This window comes from Kocuria kalidii, assembly GCF_044462225.1.
Classification (GTDB): Bacteria; Actinomycetota; Actinomycetes; order Actinomycetales; family Micrococcaceae; genus Kocuria; species Kocuria kalidii.
In genome coordinates this window covers 1-17046 of record NZ_JBISWJ010000044.1, presented here as the reverse complement: position 1 = coordinate 17046, position 17046 = coordinate 1, and the positions used below count along the sequence as shown (strand labels likewise).

The window sequence follows — 17046 nt, the reverse complement described above, 5'->3', positions numbered from 1 at the left end:
GTCCGTCACAGTTCGGAGCTGCAATGGAACTCGTCACCGACCTCGTGGGCACCCTCGGCGGCTGGGTGTGGAACGTGGTCTTCGCCATCCTCATCGGGGTGGGCCTGTACCTCACCGTCCGCACCGGAGTGGTGCAGCTGCGGCTGGTCCCGGAGATGTTCCGGGTGCTGGGCGACAAGCCCGGCCTGGCCGAGGACGGCAAGCAGGGCATCTCCGCGTTCCGGGCCTTCACCGTCTCCGCGGCGTCCCGCGTGGGCACCGGCAACATCGCCGGCGTCGCGATCGCCATCAGCCTGGGCGGTCCGGGCGCCGTGTTCTGGATGTGGGTCATCGCCGGCATCGGCGCCGCGAGCGCGTTCACCGAGTCCCTGCTGGGCCAGCTGTACAAGGTCAAGGCGCCCACCGGCTACGTGGGCGGGCCCGCGTACTACATGGAGCGCGGCATCGGCGCGCGCTGGATGGGGCTGCTCTTCGCGGTCGTCATCACCCTGACCTACGGGTTCGTGTTCAACTCCGTGCAGTCCAACTCGATCGTGGACGCCCTGGGCGGCTCGCTCGGCGTGGACATCGCCGCGGCGGAGGCCCTGTGGTTCCGGATCCTGGTCGGCGCCGTGCTCGCCGGGTTGACCGCCGCGATCATCTTCGGGGGCATCCGGCGGATCTCCGCGGTCTCGGAGATCGTCGTGCCCGTCATGGCGGTGCTCTACATCCTGCTGGGCCTGCTCGTGGTCGTGCTCAACGTCGGCGAGATCCCCGCGGTGCTCGGCCAGATCCTCGGTGGTGCCTTCGGCATCCGCGAGTTCGTCACCGGAGGGCTGATCGGCGTCATCATCCAGGGCATGAAGCGCGGCCTGTTCTCCAACGAGGCCGGCATGGGCTCGGCGCCCAACGCCGGGGCCACCGCGTCCGTGTCCCACCCCGCCAAGCAGGGCTTCCTGCAGGCGCTCGGCGTGTACTTCGACACCTGGCTCATCTGCTCGATCACCGCGTTCATCGTGCTCCTCTCCGACCCCGAGTTCGGCGGCCGGGAGGGGGCGTCCCTCACCCAGTCCGCGCTGGCCCTGCAGCTGGGCGACTGGGCGGTGCACTTCCTGACCGTGGCGATCTTCCTGTTCGCGTTCACCTCCGTGATCGGCAACTACTACTACGGCGAGTCCAACATCCGCTTCCTCACCGGCTCCGCCGCGGCCATGGCCGCCTACCGGGCGCTCGTGCTGGTGTTCGTCTTCGCCGGCGCCGTGCTGGCCCTGGACCTGGTCTGGTCCCTGGCCGACCTCTTCATGGCGGTCATGGCCACGATCAACCTCGTCGCCCTGGTCCTGCTCGCCGGGGTGGCCGTGCGGGTGCTCAAGAACTACGAGGCCCAGCGCGAGCAGGGCGTCGAGCCGATCTTCCACAGCGGGGACGTCCCCGGCCTGTCCGGGCTCGGCGCCTGGGACGGCACCGACGTGGTGACCACCCGCGCCTACTGGGACGAGCAGCCGCAGAAGCTCGCGCGGACCCGCTGAATCCGCCCGGCGCGGGCGCCGTGCGGGCGGTGCGGGCGCCCCGCGTGGTGCCGCCCGCACCGGACGCCCTACAGTGACAGCATGGAATCTCGAACCCAGATGACGGCCACGGAACTCCGGCAGCTCCAGGCTCCCCTCAAGGACCGCTACCGGGAGGACCCCGCGGCGGCCCGCACGCCCCTGCACTCCCACGGCGACTTCCGGGACCCCGGGCTGACCTGCACGGTCGACACCTGGGCGGGCCCCGTGCGGGGCGGCCCGCACGCCGCCACCGGCGGGAACGGCAGCGACGCCTGCTCCGGGGACATGCTCCTCGACGCGCTCCTGGCCTGCGCCGGGGTGACCCTGCGCAGCGTCGCCACCGCCATGGGCGTGGAGGTGCGCTCGGCCGAACTGAGCGCCGACGGCATGTTCGACGCCCGCGGCACCCTGGGTGTCGACCGGACCGTGCCCGTGGGGGTCCAGGACGTCGTCGTGACCGCCCGCGTGGACGCGGACCTCGACGACGGCGCCCTGGAGCGCCTCGCCCGGGCCACGGAGCGGTACTGCGTGGTCAGCCAGAGCCTCAAGGCCGACGTGCGGTTCGTCCTCGAGCGCGCGTAGCGCCCCGCCCCTCGGGAGGCGGCACGGCCCCGGACGCCTCGAGCTCCCGGGGCCGTGCCTCGGGTCAGGACAGGACCTGCCGCTTCGCCGAGATCACCCCGGTGTTGAAGCCGGCCAGGTGGAGCCCGCCGTGGAACCGGGCGTGCTCGATCTTCACGCAGCGGTCCATGACCACGTCGAGCCCGCCCTCCTCGGCGATCCGGGCGGCCTCCTCGTGCCAGGAGCCCAGCTGCAGCCACAGCGTCCTCGCCCCGACGGCCACGGCGTCGCGGGCCACGTCGGGGAGGTCGTCGTGGCGCCGGAAGGCGTCCACCATGTCCGGGGTCTCCGGCAGGTCCGCGAGGGACGGGTAGACGGGCCGGCCCATGATCTCCCGCAGCACCGGGTTGACGAAGTACACCCGGTACGGCGAGGAGGACAGGAGGTAGGTGGAGACGAAGTACGAGGCGCGGGACGGCTTGTCGGAGGCGCCCACGATGGCGATGGACTCGGTGCCGTGCAGGATGCCCAGCCGCTCGGGCGCGCTCGGGCCCTGCCAGGTGCGGGTCTCGGTGGTCATCGGAGCACTCCTTCGGCGGTCGGGGCGGACTCCCGGGCGTGCCCGGTCGCCGCGGTGAGAGCCTGGTCCAGGTCCCAGAGGATGTCCTCGACGTCCTCGAGCCCCACCGACAGGCGGATGAGGTCCTCCCGCACCCCGGCCCCCCGCAGCTGCTCGGGGCTCAGCTGCTGGTGGGTGGTCGAGGCCGGGTGCAGGACGAGGGTGCGGGCGTCGCCGATGTTGGCGAGGTGGCTGGCCAGCTGCAGGCGCTCGATGAAGCGGGCGCCGACCTCCCGCCCGCCGAGCTGCTCCGTGGCGGAGACCCCGAACGCGAACACGGCGCCCGGGCCGAGGGGCAGGTACTTCTGCGCCCGGTCGTGGTGGGGGTGGCTCGGCAGCCCCGCCCAGTTGACGTAGGACACGCGCGGGTCCTCCTCCAGCCACCGCGCCACGACCCGTGCGTTGGCCAGGTGCGCGTCCATGCGCTGCGGCAGCGTCTCGACGCCCTGGAGCAGGTTCCACGCGGACTGGGGCGCCAGGGCGGGGCCGATGTCCCGCAGCTGCTCGGTGCGCAGCCTGGTCAGGAACCCGTACTCCCCGAAGTTCCCCCACCAGGTCACGTCGTTGTACGTCGGCACCGGCTCCGTCATGGACGGGAAGTTGCCGTTCGCCCAGTCGAAGCGGCCGGACTCGACGACGACGCCGCCCAGCGTGGTGCCGTGGCCGCCCAGGAACTTGGTGGCGGAGTGGATGACGATGTCCGCGCCGTGCTCGAACGGGCGGATCAGGTACGGCGGGGTCATGGTGGAGTCGACGACCAGGGGGACGCCGGCCTCGTGCGCGACCGCGGCGAGGCCCTCCAGGTCGGCGATCTCCCCGGACGGGTTGGCCACGACCTCCGTGTAGACCGCCTTGGTCCCCGGGCGCACGGCGGCCCGGTAGTCGGCGGGGTCGGTGCCCGGCACGAACGTGGTCTCGATCCCGAAGCGGCGGAGGGTGACGTCCAGCTGGGTGACCGTCCCCCCGTAGAGCTGGGCGGACGCCACGATGTGCTCCCCGGCCTGGGCGAGCGCGGCGAACACGAGGAACTCCGCGGACATGCCGGAGGCGGTGGCCACGGCGCCGATCCCGCCCTCGAGCGAGGCGATGCGCTCCTCGAACGCCGCGACGGTCGGGTTGCCGATGCGCGAGTAGATGTTGCCGTACTTTTGCAGGGCGAACAGGTTGGCGGCGTCGTCGGCGTCCTTGAAGACGAACGAGGTGCTCTGGTAGATCGGCACCGCGCGGGCGCCGTGCTCGGCGTCGGGGGTGCCCCCGGCGTGCAGGGCGCGGGTGCGGAACCCGAACTGGTGGTCGGCCATGGGAAGAACTCCTCGTGCGAGTGGTGCCGCTGGACGGTCCCGTGCGGAGACGACCCCGGGCGAGCGGGCCGGGGGTGCGCTGCTCCGTCGGTCCTGGCGGCAGCACCGTGCGGTCTGCGACGTCGACCAGGGGTGCTGCGGCGTCGTCGATCCAGGTCTCTCGGCCGCTCGGGATGGCTGTCCCCATTGTGCTGCCCGGGACCGCCGCGTGCCAACCGGGCCCGCGGCCGCTCCCGTCCCGTCCGTGACGGGAGCGGACGACCGCTAGGATCTGCGCCATGCGTGGAAGGCACCCGCCTGCACTGCACCGACGACGCTGCGGAGGATCCCGTGACCACCCCTGTGACCCCTGTGACGACCCCCGTGCCGGAGACCCGGCACTACACGATCGACGTCATCGCCGGCGACGGCATCGGCCGGGAGGTCATGCCCGCCGCGCTGCGCTGCGTCGACGCACTGGCGCCGGTGCACGGCTTCACCGTCGACTGGCGCGAGCGGGACTGGGGGTCCGACCACTACCGGGCCCACTCCCGGATGATGCCGGCCGACGGCATCGAACAGCTCGCCTCCGGCGACGGGATCCTGCTCGGGGCGGTCGGCGCGCCCGACATCCCCGACGAGGTGACCCTGTGGGGGCTGCTGATCCCGATCCGCCGGGAGTTCTTCCAGTACGTCAACCTGCGGCCGATCCGGATCCTGCCCGGGGTGACCTCGCCGCTGCGCGGGATCGACGAGCTGGACCTCGTGGTGGTCCGCGAGAACATCGAGGGCGAGTACTCGGAGGTCGGCGGCCGGCTCTACCGCGGCCGGCCCGAGGAGATGGCCGTCCAGGAGTCGGTGTTCACCCGCGCCGGCGTGGCCCGGATCGCCCGCTTCGCCGCGGAGCTGGCCCAGCGCCGCTCGGGCCGGCTGGTCTCGGCCACGAAGTCCAACGGGATCATCCACACCATGCCGTTCTGGGACGAGGTCGTGGAGGCCACGGTCTCCGAGCACCCGGGCGTGACGGTCGAGAAGGTGCTCATCGACGCGCTGGCCGCCCGCATGGTGCTCAAGCCGCAGAGCCTCGACGTGATCGTCGCCTCCAACCTCTTCGGCGACATCCTCTCCGACCTCGCGGCCGGGGCCGCCGGGTCGATCGGTGTCGCCCCCAGCGCGAACCTCAACCCCGAGAAGACCCACCCGTCCATGTTCGAGCCGGTGCACGGCTCCGCGCCGGACATAGCCGGCCGGGGCGTCGCCAATCCCGTGGGCACCATGTGGGCGGCCGCCATGATGCTGGACCACCTCGGGGAGGCCGCGGCGGCCCGGCACCTGGAGTCCGCCTTCGAACAGGCTCTCGCCGACGGCACCCGCACCGGGGACCTCGGCGGGACCGCGAGCACCGAGGAGTTCACCCAGGCCGTGCTCGCCCGGTGCACCGCCGCCCCGTAGGGGACCGGCGGCATGCGCAGGGGCCCGTGGCGCGCCACGGGCCCCTGCGCATGCGTGCTGGGGTCAGATGACGAGGCCGAGGGCGAAGGGGCCGATGAGGACGGTGAAGAGGGTGATGAGGATGATGCCGACGACGTTGAGCACGGCCCCGCCGCGGACCATCTCGGCGATCTTGACCTGGCCGGTGGCGTAGACGATCGCGTTGGGCGGGGTCCCGACCGGGAGCATGAACGCGCAGGTGGCGGCCAGGGCGGCGGGGATGAGCAGGGTCATGGGATCGACCCCGATGCCCACCGCGACCCCGCCGAGGATCGGGATGAAGGTCGCGGCGGTGGCGGTGTTGGAGGTGATCTCGGTCAGCAGCAGCACGATCGTGACCACAGCGGCCAGCAGCAGGATGATCGGCAGCGCCCCGAGACCGGTGACCTGGGCGCCGAACCAGGCGTCCAGGCCGGTGCCGGCCACGGCGGCGGCCAGGGACAGGCCGCCGCCGAAGAGCAGCAGCACCCCCCAGGGCAGGCCTTCCTCGGCGTCCTTCCACTCCAGGGTCATGTTTCCGCGCTTGTCCCCGGGGATCAGGAACAGCAGCACCCCGGCGCCGATGGCGATGACGGTGTCGTCGAACAGGCTCAGCCAGGGCAGCTGCTCGCCGATGGTCCCGATCCCGGACAGCAGCCCGGGCACGATCCAGAAGAACGCCGCGGTGACGAACACGGCCAGCACGATCTTCTCGCCCTGGCTCATCGGGCCCAGCTCGGCGATCTCCTCGTTGATCAGTTCCTTGCCCCCGGGGACCTCCTCGAGGTGGAAGCGGAACAGCACCCGGGTGAGCAGCAGCCAGGCCAGTCCGATGAACACCACCACGATCGGGACCCCGAGCATCATCCACTGGGCGAAGCCCACGGTCTGGCCCAGTTCCTCGCTGATGTAGCCGGCCACGATCGCGTTGGGCGGGGAGCCCAGCAGGGTGCCCAGCCCGCCGATGGTCGCCGCCCAGGCGATGGACAGGACCAGGGCGACCCCGAAGATCCGCACGTCGCGGTCGTCGATCACGTCGCTGATGGCCTTCCCGGAGCGGATCTCCTCGGTCATCGCCTCGGTCTCGGCCCGGGACCCGGCCTGCTTGGAGTTCTCCACGACCAGGGTCAGCACGGACAGCCCGATCGGGAGCATCATCAGGGTGGTCGCGGTGTTGGAGACCCACATCGACAGGAACGCGGTGGCGATCATCATCCCGAGGATGATCTGCCGGGGGTGGGTGCCGACCCGGCGCAGGGTCAGCAGCGCGATCCGCCGGTGCAGGTTCCACTTCTGCATCGCGATCGCGATCAGGAACCCGCCCAGGAACAGGAACACGATCGGGTTCGCGTACGGGGCGGTGACCTCGGAGACCTCCAGGGCGGTGAGCACCGGGAACAGCACGATCGGCAGCAGGGAGGTCACCGACAACGGCATGGACTCCGTCATCCACCACACGGCCATCAGGGTCGCCACCCCGGCCACCACCCGGGCGTCGGCCGAGACGTCGGCCCCGCCCAGCAGGAACCACACCACCAGGGCCAGCAGCACCCCCAGACCCCGGAACAGCCAGGTCCTCCCGGGGGCGCGAGCAGGGTCGCGGTCCTCCGGTTCGTGGTCGAACTCGCCCTGTTCGGGGACGATGCTGCCGGAGTGCTCGTTCATGGGATCCACCTCACAGGTGCTCGGGATGTGCTGTGAAGCTAGCAGGGGTGGCCGGGCGCGGCAAACGCCGCGCCGAGTCCTACCCGTGCGTCTTCGTCACGCGGGACCGCGGGGGGAAGCGGTTGCGCAGATTCTCCTGCGCCACCGCGGAGAGGTTCTCGATCGGCAGCCCGGCAGGGCAGACCTCCACGCAGTCGCCGAGCAGGGAGCAGGGCCCGAACTGCTCCTCGGACGCGTCGATCACCTTCGCGGAGCGCTCCCGGCGCTCGTCGTCGTTCTTGGCCAGCGGCGGGAGCTCCCGCAGCATCGTGCCCACGAACAGCTGGCCGGACCCGTTGGGGCAGGACGCGACGCACGCCCCGCAGCTGATGCAGCCGCCGTTGGCCAGGGCCTTCATCGCGACCGGGAACTTGCCGGCCTTCGCCACCAGGCGCAGCGCCTTCTTGTCCACGGAGAGGTCCTGCTTGACCGGGAAGGACGCCGCCCGCAGCGGTTCGATGCGCACCCGGTCCCCGTCCCGGTAGGCCCCCAGGTGCTGCATGCAGCTCGCGGCGTTGCGCTCGGGCCCGTGCGCCACACCGTCGACCGTCACGCCGCACTTGCCGCAGACGCCCTCGCGGCAGCCGTCGTCGAAGACGACCGGCTCCTCGCCGTCGGCCTCCAGCTGCGCGTTGATCCGGTCGAGGAGCTCGAGCACGGTCATCTCCGGGTGCGCGTCCGGGACGACGTGGACCGTGAAGCGCCCGGGCTCGTCCGGGGCGGGCTGGCGCCACACGTCCACGGTCAGGGAGAAGGTGCTCACTCGCTCGGGTCCTTGTCGTCTGGGGGGAACTTGTCGTCTGGAAGGAACTTGTCGTCTGGGCGGAAAAGGGGGACGGCCGCGGGGTCAGCGGACCGCGCGGGTCAGGACGGCCACCGGGATCGTGGTGTTGCCGGCGGCCACCGTGGCGCCGAGGGCGTTCGCCACGATCCGCAGCCGCCGCTGGACGTCCCGGTCGCCGGCCGCGCCGACGTCGTTCGCGATCTCCGGGATCCCGTGCACCAGGTGGGCCGCCAGGGCCGCCATGGACACGGCGTAGGCGGCCGCCACCGGCGGGCGGGAGAGACTGGCCACGAGGTTGCCGTAGGCGCTGCCGTGCGCGAAGCCCGGGGCCGCGGCGGGCCGGGCGCCCAGGGTCAGGTCGAGGACGTGGAAGAGGGTGAACAGCCCGAGCACGCCGCCCGTGCTGCGCATCGAGCGCTTCGCCACCTGCCAGGGGCTGCGACGGCGTCCCCGCGGGCGCCGGCCGGTGCGCGGCAGCAGCGTCCCGTTCGCCGTCCAGGACCGTGCGGTGAGCACCGCGGCGGCGCCCACGTGGACGACCAGGCCGGCGGCGAGCACCCCGCGGGCCGTCCAGAGCACGGTCCCGCGCGGCAGCACGGGGGCGCCGGCCGTGCGGAGGAACTCGGCATAGGCGTCGAACTTCTCCGCGCCCTGGTAGACCTTCAGGTTCCCGAGCATGTGCACCAGCACGTAGGCCGAGAACAGGGCGCCGGAACCGGCCATCGCGAGCTTGAGGTCGGTGTTCGGCACCTCGGGCAGCAGCCGGGCGGGCGCGGAGCGGGCGGCGCCGGCGGGACGGGGGGGAACGTTCACGGCATTCATCCTAGGGGCGGTGCGGGCTGGGACGTCACATGGCTCAACGTCCTTGCGGAAGGAGCCGGGGGCCGTCCCGCGGCGGTGCCGGGGGCTACCGCCGCGCGGCCAGGACCTCGGCGATGTGCTCGAGCGACTCCTCGTTCTGCAGCGAGGAGCGGTCGCCGAGCGGGGCGCCCTCCCACAGCTGCGCGAGCAGGCGCCGGGTGATCTTCCCGGACCGCGTCTTCGGCAGGTCCGGGACGGCCACGACGGCCCGGGGCCTCGCGATCGGCCCGATCTGGTGCGCCACGTGCTCGCGCAGCGCCGCGGTCAGCGCCTCCTCCGGGACCCGCCCGCCCTCGGGGGTCAGCACGACGTAGGCCAGGACCGCGTGCCCGGTCAGGTCGTCGCGCACGGGCGCCGCACCGGCCTCCACGACCCACGGGTGGGTGACGAGCGCCGACTCGATCTCGATGGTGGACAGCCGGTGCCCGGAGACGTTGATGACGTCGTCGATCCGCCCGAGGATGTGGATGTCCCCGTCCTCGTCGTAGCGGGCGCCGTCCCCGGCCAGGAACCAGCCCTGCTCCGCGTAGGCCTGCCAGTAGGAGGTGAGGTAGCGCTGCGGATCGCCCCACACGGTGCGGGCCATCGCCGGACCGGTCCGGTCCACCACCACGAAGCCCTGCACCCCGGGCGGCACGGTCCGGCCGGCCTCGTCGACCACGCGGGTCGAGATCCCCGGGACGGCGCGGGTCGCGCAGCCGGGCTTGGGCGCGGTGCGCGGGGCTCCGTCGTCGAAGGTCCCCGGGGGCGCGAACTGCGGGTCGTGCGGGCGCGGGGACATCACCGCGGCACCGGTCTCGGACTGCCACCACGTGTCCACGAACGGGACCTCGTCCCGGCCCACCTGGGTGCGCAGCCAGCGCCAGGCCTCCGGGTTGATGGACTCGCCCACGGAGCCGAGCAGCCGGACCGAGTTCAGGTTGTAGATCTGCGGGACGCCCTTCGGGAACGCGCCCATGAGGGAGCGGATCAGCGTGGGCGCCGTGTAGTAGGTGGTGACCCCGTAGCGCTCGACGACCTCGAAGTGCCGGCCCCAGTGCGGGGTGTTCGGGGTCCCCTCGTAGATCACCTCGGACACGCCGTTGACCAGCGGGCCGTAGATCTCGTAGGTGTGCGCGGTGACCCACGCGAGGTCGGCCGTGCACCAGTGCACGGTCGAGTCCACCTTGGCCGGGTCGTTGCGGGTGGACAGCTCGTCCGGGCGCAGCCGCCCCCCGTCGTCGAGCACGTCCGGTAGGAGGTCGAACAGCAGGGCGTGCGTGTACGCGGTCTGCACGAGGTAGCCGCCCATCGTGTGCACCAGGCCCTTGGGCCTCCCGGTGGTCCCGGAGGTGTAGATGATGAACAGCGGCGTCTCGGCGTCGAACGCCTCGGGCTCGTGCACGTCGGACTGCTCGGCGATCAGCTCGTGCCACCACACGTCGCGCCCGCGCGTCCACGGGACCGCGTCCTCGTCCTTGGAGTGCGTGCCCCGGGTGCCCCGCGGCAGGTCCGTGCGGCCCGGCCGCGAGGTGCGGCGCACGACGACGACGTGTTCGACCGCGTTGTCGCCGCCGCAGGCCTCGTCCGCGACGGCCTTGACGGGAACCACGGCCCCGCGCCGGTGCTGCCCGTCCGTGGTCACGAGGACCTTCGCGCCGGTGTCCTCCACCCGGAACCGCAGCGCCTCGGCGGAGAAGCCCCCGAAGACCAGCGAGTGCACCGCACCGATGCGGGCGCAGGCCAGGGTGATGATCACGGTTTCCGGGATGACGGGAAGATAGATCACCACCCGGTCGCCCTGCTCCACGCCCAGCGCGAGCAGGGCGTTGGCCGCCCGGGAGACCTCCCGCTGCAGGTCCGCGTAGGTGTAGACTAGGCGGTCGCCGGGCTCCCCCTCGAAGTACAGGGCCACGTGGGCGCCGCGGCCGGCCTCGACGTGGCGGTCCACGCAGTTGTGCGCCACGTTGAGCTTCCCGCCCTCGAACCACGCGAGCTCCGGGACCGACCAGGTGGGGCTGCCGTCGGCGTCCTTGCCGATCCGCCGCGGCGCCGCGAAGCGGTGGGCCGTGGTCCACGGCTCGGCCCAGTCCAGGCGGGAGGCCTGGTTCTCCCAGAACGCGATCCGGGCCTCGTCCGAGACGCGCGCGGGGTTCGGGACGGGGGAGTGCGGGTCGCTCCAGCTGTGGCTCACGGTGCTGCGGTCCTTTCCTGCCGGCGCGAAATCTGTCTGCGCGAAATCTGTCTGCGCGAAACCTGTCTGCCCGGCTCCGGTCTGCGCGGTTCCTGCTCGGGCGGACGGGTCCACTGTGCCAGGCGCACGTGTCACGCCCATTTCCGGACGGCCCACTTCTCGAACACGCCCAGCAGGGCGTCGGAGAGCTTGCCGAGCACGGCCAGCAGGACGATCGCCAGGAGCAGGCGGTCGGTGCGGCCGTTGTTCTGCGAGTCGGTGAGCAGCCAGCCCAGGCCCATGGAGGCCCCCAGCAGCTCGGCGGCCACCAGGAACAGCCACGCCTGGGCCAGGGCCAGGCGGAGACCCGAGATCACCGACGGCATGACCGCCGGCAGCTGCACCGTGGTGAGCAGGCGCAGCCCGTGGATCCCGAAGGCCCGCGCCGCCTCGATGAGGTTGCGGTCCACGTGCCGCAGCGCCGCGGAGACGGTGGTGTAGACGGGGAAGAACGCGCCGATGGCCACCAGCGTCACCTTCGAGTCCTCGCCGAGGCCGATCCACAGCAGCAGCAGCGGCACCCACGCCAGCGAGGGCACGGCCCGGAAGGCCCCGATCGTGGGGCCGACCAGCGTGGAGCCCCAGCGGGAGAGGCCGATGAAGGACCCCGCCAGGAGGCCCAGCCCGGCGCCGAGCAGGAAGCCGATCAGCACGCGCTGGGTCGAGATGCCCACGTGCGTCCACAGGTCCCCGCCGGCCAGCAGGCCGAGCCCGGCCTCGAGCACCGCGAGCGGGGCCGGCAGCTGGACGGCGCTGAAGACTCCGGCGGTGGACAGCACGTGCCACAGCAGCAGCAGCGCCGCGGGCAGGAGCAGGCCCAGCCCGGTGCGCAGCAGGGGCCGCCGCCGGGAAGCCTCCGCGGCCGGCGGGGGCGCGTCGTCCGGGGCGTCGGTGCGCTCGGCCTCCTCGGCAGGGGGCAGCGGCCGCGTCATTCCTGCTCCCCGACGAGCTCGGCCCCGCGGTCGGCGTCGGCGTTCTCGGCGTAGGAGCTCTCCACGATGCTCGCGAGCGCCTCGTCGATCTGCTCCTGGCCGGCCACGTCGTCGGACTCGACGAAGATCGGACCCACCTTCTCGAGGACCGCGAGCTGCTCGTCGCCGGGCACGTGGTCGATGTCCAGGTTGGTGCGCTCGAGCACCTTCTCGGCCACGGACAGCTCGATCCCGGCCGCCTCGGAGAGCAGCTGCGCGGTCTCCCGGGTGTTCGCCTGCGCCCACTCCCGGGCGTAGGCGTAGACGTCCACCACGGTCTGGGCGGCCTCGGGCCGCTCCTCGAGGAAGGTCTCGTGCGCGTTCAGGAAGCCGTAGGTGTTGAAGTCGACGTTGCGGTAGAACAGCTCGGCGCCGTCCTCCTCCGCGGCGGCCATGATCGGGTCGAGCCCGGCCCAGGCGTCCACCTGGCCGTTCTCGAGGGCGGCGCGGCCGTCGGCGTGCTGCAGGGTCTGGATCGTGACGTCCCCCGGGTCCACCCCCGCCTCGTCGAGGGCCTGGAGCAGGAAGAAGTAGGGGTCGGTGCCCTTGGTCGCGGCCACGGTGCGGCCCGCCAGATCGGCGACCTCCTGCACCTCGCTGTCCGCCGTGGTCACCAGGGCGGACCACTCCGGCTGCGAGTAGACGTCGATCACGTGGATCGGGGTGCCGTTGCTGCGGGCCAGCAGCGCCGCGGAGCCCGCGGTGGAGCCGATGTCGACCGCCTCGGCGCGCAGCGCCTCGTTGGCCTTGTTCGACCCGGCGGACTGCACCCACTCGACCTCGACGCCCTCAGCGGAGAACGCCTCCTCGAGCCACCCCTTCTCCTTGATCACGACGGAGAGCGGGTTGTAGGTGGCCCAGTCCACGCGGACGGTGCCGTCGCCGGCGGCCTCCGCCTGGCCCTCGCCCTCACCGGCCATGCAGCCGGTCAGGGCGAGCGCCAGGACGGCGGTGAGAGCGGGGATCGTGCGGACGGAGCGCTGGGGCAGGGGCATGGCGGGGCCTTTCGTGGTGGACGGGCGGGGCCGGTGGCGCGGGCGGGCGCGGCGGTCCGGGGAACGGGGCGGGGCGGTTCGGGGGCGGGTCAGCGGGTCGCGTCAGTGGTGGGTGTCGACGCCGAGGTGGCCGAGGAGCTGCACGCGCAGGTCGGCGAGGACCTCGGAGGACCGGTCCCGGGGGCGCTCCCCGGGCACCGGGAGCACCGTGCTGATCGACGCCGGGGCGGTGGGGCCGGTCCGGTCCAGGACCACGATCCGGTCCGCGAGCTGCAGCGCCTCGTCCACGTCGTGGGTGACGAGCAGGACGGTCGTGGGCTGGGCCTCGTGGATCGTGAGCAGGAGGTCCTGCATCCGGAGGCGGGTGAGGGCGTCGAGCGCGCCGAAGGGCTCGTCGAGCAGGAGGACGCCGGGGTTGCGGGCGAGGGCCCGGGCCAGGGAAGCGCGCTGGGCCATGCCTCCGGAGATCGCACGGGGGCGGTGGTCCGCGTGCGCGGTGAGGCCGACCAGGCGCAGCAGGTCGTCGATCTCGGCGTTGCCCTCGTCGCGGGGGAGCCCACGGGGCAGGCCCAGGCGGACGTTCTCGCGGACGGAGCGCCACGGCAGCAGGCGGGGCTCCTGGAAGGCGACCGCGCAGCGCGGGTCGATCCCGGACACGGGCGTGCCGTCGATGAGCACCCGGCCCGCGGAGGCGGTGTCGAGCCCCGCCGCGGCGCGCAGCAGGGTGGACTTCCCGCACCCCGACGGCCCCAGGATCGCCAGCACCTCGCCGGGCCCGGCGGTGACGTCCACGTCCTGCAGGACGTGGTGGGTCTCGCGGCCGGACGGGAAGGCCTTGCCGACGTGCTCGAACGCCACGGAGAAGGCGCGCTTCGGGGTGCCCGGTGCGCCGGACGGCGCAGGGCGGAGCAGGGAGGTGCTCATGATCAACTCCATCGGTCCTGGCTTTAGCACCTTGCACGGGGGATCAGGAGGATCCGTGCCGGTTGCTGCGACGTCGACGAGCCAGGTCTCTCAGCCGCTCCGGATGGTTACGCGGTCCATTGAACGTCCTCGACGTGTTCCCTGGCAAATGCGCTCCCTCCGCGGCGACGGCGGGACCGGGTGGCACGCGGGCCGTCCGTGCCCCACCATGGACCCATGACGAGCCGCAATCCCTCGCCCCGAGCCGACCTGGTGCGCGACGCCTGCACGGCGTTCGGCGCGGTCCTCGACGGCCTCGGCGACGACGACTCCTGGGCCGCGACCGGGTGCACGGGGTGGTCGGTCCGGGACCTCGTGCACCACTGTGCGATGGATGGGCTGCGGGGGCTGGTCGCCCTGCACACGCCCACGACCGCCCGCCCGGACCGGGACGCCGCGACCTACTGGACGGACTGGGGCGGGGACCCGGAGGCGGCCGCCGAGAGCCGGCGCCGGGCCCGGGTGGCGGCCTCCATGCTCCCGGACTGGGACGCCGTGCGCGAGCTCTACCGCGGGACCGCCGGGGCGCTCGTGCACGCGGCCGAGCACCGCGGCAGCGGCGGCGCGGTCCGCACCGACGGGCACGTGCTGCGCGTCGAGGACCTGCTGAGCACCCTCGCGGTGGAGGCCACGGTGCACCACCTGGACCTGATCCAGCACCTGGACGGCTCGCCCGGGCCCGCCGCGGACGGGCTCGCCGAGGTCCGCCGGGTCCTCACCGACCTCTGGGAGCGGGAGCCGCTCGAGCACTGGAGCGACGAGCACTTCGCCCGCGTGGGCACCGGCCGGGCGGAGCTGTCCGCCCCGGAGCGCGCGGAGCTGGGAGCGTACGCCGACCTCCTGCCCCTCTTCTCCTGAACCTCCCCCGCTACCCCGGGGCGGGGACGTGGTTCCCGTGCCAGGCTGGGGGCATGAGCCGCAACGACCCCGCCGTCATCGACCGCCTCCTGACCCGGCCCGGCCGGTGGGCCGTCGTGGGACTGACCGGCAACACGGCCCGCACCGCGCACTCGGTCGCGCGGCGGCTCCGGGACGACCTCGGCATGACGATCGTCCCCGTGAACCCGAAGGGCGAGCCGGTGCACGGCGAGCGCGGCTTCCGCACGCTCGCCGAGGTCCCGCGGCCGATCGACGTGGTGGACTGCTTCGTCAACTCCCGGCGCGTCGGCGCGGTGGTGGACCAGGCCATCGCCGCCGGCGCGGGAGCGGTGTGGCTGCAGCTCGGCGTCGTGGACGAGGACGCGGCCGCCCGGGCCGAACGGGCCGGCCTCGACGTGGTCATGGACACCTGCCCCCTGATCGAGCTCCGGCCCCGGCTCCGGCGGGGCTGGACCCTCGACCCCCGCCGGGATCCGCCGTTCCTCCCGCCCGCCTGAGCCGCCCCGTCCCCGGCGGGACGCGGCTTGCGCCGGGCGCGGGGAGAGCCGCTAAACTGTTCCGCGACGACGATGACGAGTCCCGACGCGAAGCTCTGGCTGGTCGGGCGGCAACCCTCTCCCGTAGCGGGGTGCCCCAGATGAACATCGGGCCGCGGTGCACCCGCTCCGTGGCAAGTACGGCGCCCCTGAGTGCGTCGGACCCGCGAGCAGGTCTCCACGACGCACGGGCGCGGGTCGGCATCGACCCGGGAGGAACACCCTTGAGCAAGCGCATCGCCCTGAACGCGTTCGACATGACCTGCGTGGGCCACCAGGCCCCCGGCCTGTGGAAGCACCCGCGCTCCCGCGCGGACGAGTACAACACGATCGAGTACTGGACGGACGTGGCCCAGCTCCTGGAGCGGGGGCTGTTCGACGCCCTGTTCCTCGCGGACGTCGTCGGGTACTACGACGTCTACCAGAACTCCGCCGCACCGGTGATCAGGGACGCCACCCAGATCCCGGTCAACGACCCCTTCATGCAGATCTCCGCGATGGCGGCCGTGACGAAGCACCTGGGCTTCGGCGTGACCAGCGCCATCACCTACGAGCAGCCGTACCCGCTGGCCCGGAAGTTCGCCACGCTCGACCACCTGACCCGGGGCCGGATGGGCTTCAACGTGGTGACGTCCTACCTCAGGTCCGCCGCCGAGAACCACGGGCTGACGGAGCAGATCTCCCACGACGAGCGCTACGAGATCGCCGAGGAGTTCATGGAGGTCTGCTACAAGCTCTGGGAGGGCTCCTGGGAGGACGGCGCCGTCCGGCGCGACCGGGCCAACGGGGTCTTCGCCGACCCGGCCCTCGTGCACCCCATCCAGCACCACGGCAAGTACTTCGACGTCCCGGGCATCGGCCTGACCGAGCCCTCGCCGCAGCGCACGCCGCTGATCTTCCAGGCCGGTGCGTCCTCCCGCGGGCGGGCGTTCGCCGGCCGCCACGCCGAGGCGGTGTTCGTGGGCGGCATCCGACCCGACCTCACCCGCGTGGTCACCGACAAGCTGCGGGACGAGGCGGAAGCCCACGGGCGGGGCCGTGACGACCTCAAGATCTTCGCCATGCTGCACGTGATCGTCGACGAGACCGACGCGAAGGCCGAGCAGAAGCGCCGCGACTACGAGCGCTACGCGGACACCGACGGGGCCCTGGGCCTCGTGGGCGGCTGGTCCGGCGTGGACCTGGGCCGCTACGACGAGAACGACGTCCTGGAGTACATCAAGACCGAGTCCATCCAGTCCTTCCTGACCCCGTTCACCACCGCCGACCCCCACAAGAAGTGGACGGTCAAGGAGGTCGCGAAGCACATCTCGATGGGCGGCATGGGCGTGCCCATCGTCGGCTCCCCGCAGACGGTGGCCGACGAGCTCGAGCGCTGGATCGACGAGGGCGGGCTGGACGGCATCAACCTCGCCTACCACGTGTCCCCGGGATCGTTCGAGGACTTCGTGGAGTGGGTCGTGCCGGAGCTGCAGAAGCGCGGCCGCTACCGGACCGGGTACGAGGGCACCACGCTGCGCGAGAACCTCTACGGCCAGGGCCGGACCAAGGTGCTCGGCACCCACCCGGCCGCCGCGCACCGGGGCGCCTACGCGGGCAAGCCCTCCGCCGCCGACACCCCCGCCCGCGCGCTGGCCCCCTGACCCCGCCGCGCTCCCGGAGGGGCGGTCACGGACGGACGA

General features: G+C 72.8%; 15 protein-coding genes and 2 riboswitches. Of the genes, 6 read left to right on the top strand and 9 right to left on the bottom strand.

Annotated features, from left to right (window positions below; genetic code table 11):
- Positions 1-23 precede the first annotated feature (23 nt).
- Both ACH9D3_RS06685 and ACH9D3_RS06680 read left to right on the top strand, forming a co-directional pair.
- A complete protein-coding gene (locus tag ACH9D3_RS06685; protein ID WP_396410335.1) occupies positions 24-1508 on the top strand; it encodes an amino acid carrier protein in 1485 nt (494 codons plus the stop codon).
- 81 nt (positions 1509-1589) lie between these two features.
- Positions 1590-2111, top strand: a complete 522-nt coding sequence (locus ACH9D3_RS06680; RefSeq protein ID WP_396410334.1) for an OsmC family protein — start codon at positions 1590-1592, stop codon at positions 2109-2111.
- 64 nt (positions 2112-2175) lie between these two features.
- On the opposite strand, the gene ACH9D3_RS06675 is transcribed toward ACH9D3_RS06680, so the two are convergent.
- The gene (locus tag ACH9D3_RS06675; protein WP_396398718.1) at positions 2176-2670 is read right to left on the bottom strand and encodes a CoA-binding protein; all 495 of its coding nucleotides are present in this window, start codon (positions 2668-2670) and stop codon (positions 2176-2178) included.
- Positions 2667-4010, bottom strand: coding sequence for an aminotransferase class I/II-fold pyridoxal phosphate-dependent enzyme (locus tag ACH9D3_RS06670; RefSeq protein WP_396410333.1), 1344 nt, complete (start codon positions 4008-4010; stop codon positions 2667-2669). Before ACH9D3_RS06670 ends, ACH9D3_RS06675 begins: the two co-directional genes overlap by 4 nt.
- A 330-nt stretch (positions 4011-4340) precedes the next feature.
- Between ACH9D3_RS06670 and ACH9D3_RS06665 the strand changes: the two genes are divergently transcribed.
- A complete protein-coding gene (locus ACH9D3_RS06665) occupies positions 4341-5441 on the top strand; it encodes a tartrate dehydrogenase (protein ID WP_396410332.1) in 1101 nt (366 codons plus the stop codon).
- 63 nt (positions 5442-5504) lie between these two features.
- On the opposite strand, the gene ACH9D3_RS06660 is transcribed toward ACH9D3_RS06665, so the two are convergent.
- From ACH9D3_RS06660 to ACH9D3_RS06630, 7 genes are all read right to left on the bottom strand, one after another.
- On the bottom strand, positions 5505-7124 hold the full coding sequence (locus tag ACH9D3_RS06660) for an SLC13 family permease (protein ID WP_396410331.1): 1620 nt from the start codon (positions 7122-7124) through the stop codon (positions 5505-5507).
- A 79-nt stretch (positions 7125-7203) separates the two neighbouring features.
- Positions 7204-7926 carry a 2Fe-2S iron-sulfur cluster-binding protein gene (locus ACH9D3_RS06655; RefSeq protein ID WP_396410330.1) on the bottom strand — a complete coding sequence of 241 codons (723 nt, stop codon included), beginning with the start codon at positions 7924-7926 and terminating at the stop codon, positions 7204-7206.
- 84 nt (positions 7927-8010) lie between these two features.
- Entirely contained in the window at positions 8011-8769 is a 759-nt protein-coding gene (locus ACH9D3_RS06650) for a succinate dehydrogenase (RefSeq protein ID WP_396410329.1), read from the bottom strand.
- Positions 8770-8854: 85 nt separating this feature from the next.
- Positions 8855-10981, bottom strand: a complete 2127-nt coding sequence (locus ACH9D3_RS06645; protein ID WP_396410328.1) for an AMP-binding protein — start codon at positions 10979-10981, stop codon at positions 8855-8857.
- A 131-nt stretch (positions 10982-11112) separates the two neighbouring features.
- The gene (locus ACH9D3_RS06640; protein ID WP_396398711.1) at positions 11113-11952 is read right to left on the bottom strand and encodes an ABC transporter permease; all 840 of its coding nucleotides are present in this window, start codon (positions 11950-11952) and stop codon (positions 11113-11115) included.
- Positions 11949-12986: an aliphatic sulfonate ABC transporter substrate-binding protein gene (locus tag ACH9D3_RS06635; protein ID WP_396410327.1), complete on the bottom strand. Its 1038-nt coding sequence runs from the start codon at positions 12984-12986 to the stop codon at positions 11949-11951. The genes ACH9D3_RS06640 and ACH9D3_RS06635 overlap by 4 nt, the downstream gene beginning before the upstream one ends.
- 102 nt (positions 12987-13088) lie before the next feature.
- Positions 13089-13910: an ATP-binding cassette domain-containing protein gene (locus tag ACH9D3_RS06630; protein WP_396410326.1), complete on the bottom strand. Its 822-nt coding sequence runs from the start codon at positions 13908-13910 to the stop codon at positions 13089-13091.
- A gap of 5 nt (positions 13911-13915) precedes the next feature.
- Positions 13916-14020: riboswitch (SAM riboswitch) on the bottom strand.
- A gap of 106 nt (positions 14021-14126) precedes the next feature.
- On the opposite strand from ACH9D3_RS06630, the gene ACH9D3_RS06625 reads away from it, so the two are divergent.
- The 3 genes from ACH9D3_RS06625 to ACH9D3_RS06615 all read left to right on the top strand — a co-directional run bounded on the left by ACH9D3_RS06625 (position 14127) and on the right by ACH9D3_RS06615 (position 17007).
- Complete coding sequence (locus ACH9D3_RS06625; protein ID WP_396410325.1) at positions 14127-14807, top strand: maleylpyruvate isomerase N-terminal domain-containing protein; 681 nt, start codon at positions 14127-14129, stop codon at positions 14805-14807.
- A 53-nt stretch (positions 14808-14860) separates the two neighbouring features.
- Complete coding sequence (locus ACH9D3_RS06620; protein WP_396410324.1) at positions 14861-15325, top strand: CoA-binding protein; 465 nt, start codon at positions 14861-14863, stop codon at positions 15323-15325.
- 71 nt (positions 15326-15396) lie between these two features.
- Positions 15397-15511: riboswitch (SAM riboswitch) on the top strand.
- Between the two features lie 77 nt (positions 15512-15588).
- On the top strand, positions 15589-17007 hold the full coding sequence (locus ACH9D3_RS06615; protein ID WP_396410323.1) for an NtaA/DmoA family FMN-dependent monooxygenase: 1419 nt from the start codon (positions 15589-15591) through the stop codon (positions 17005-17007).
- Positions 17008-17046 lie beyond the last annotated feature (39 nt).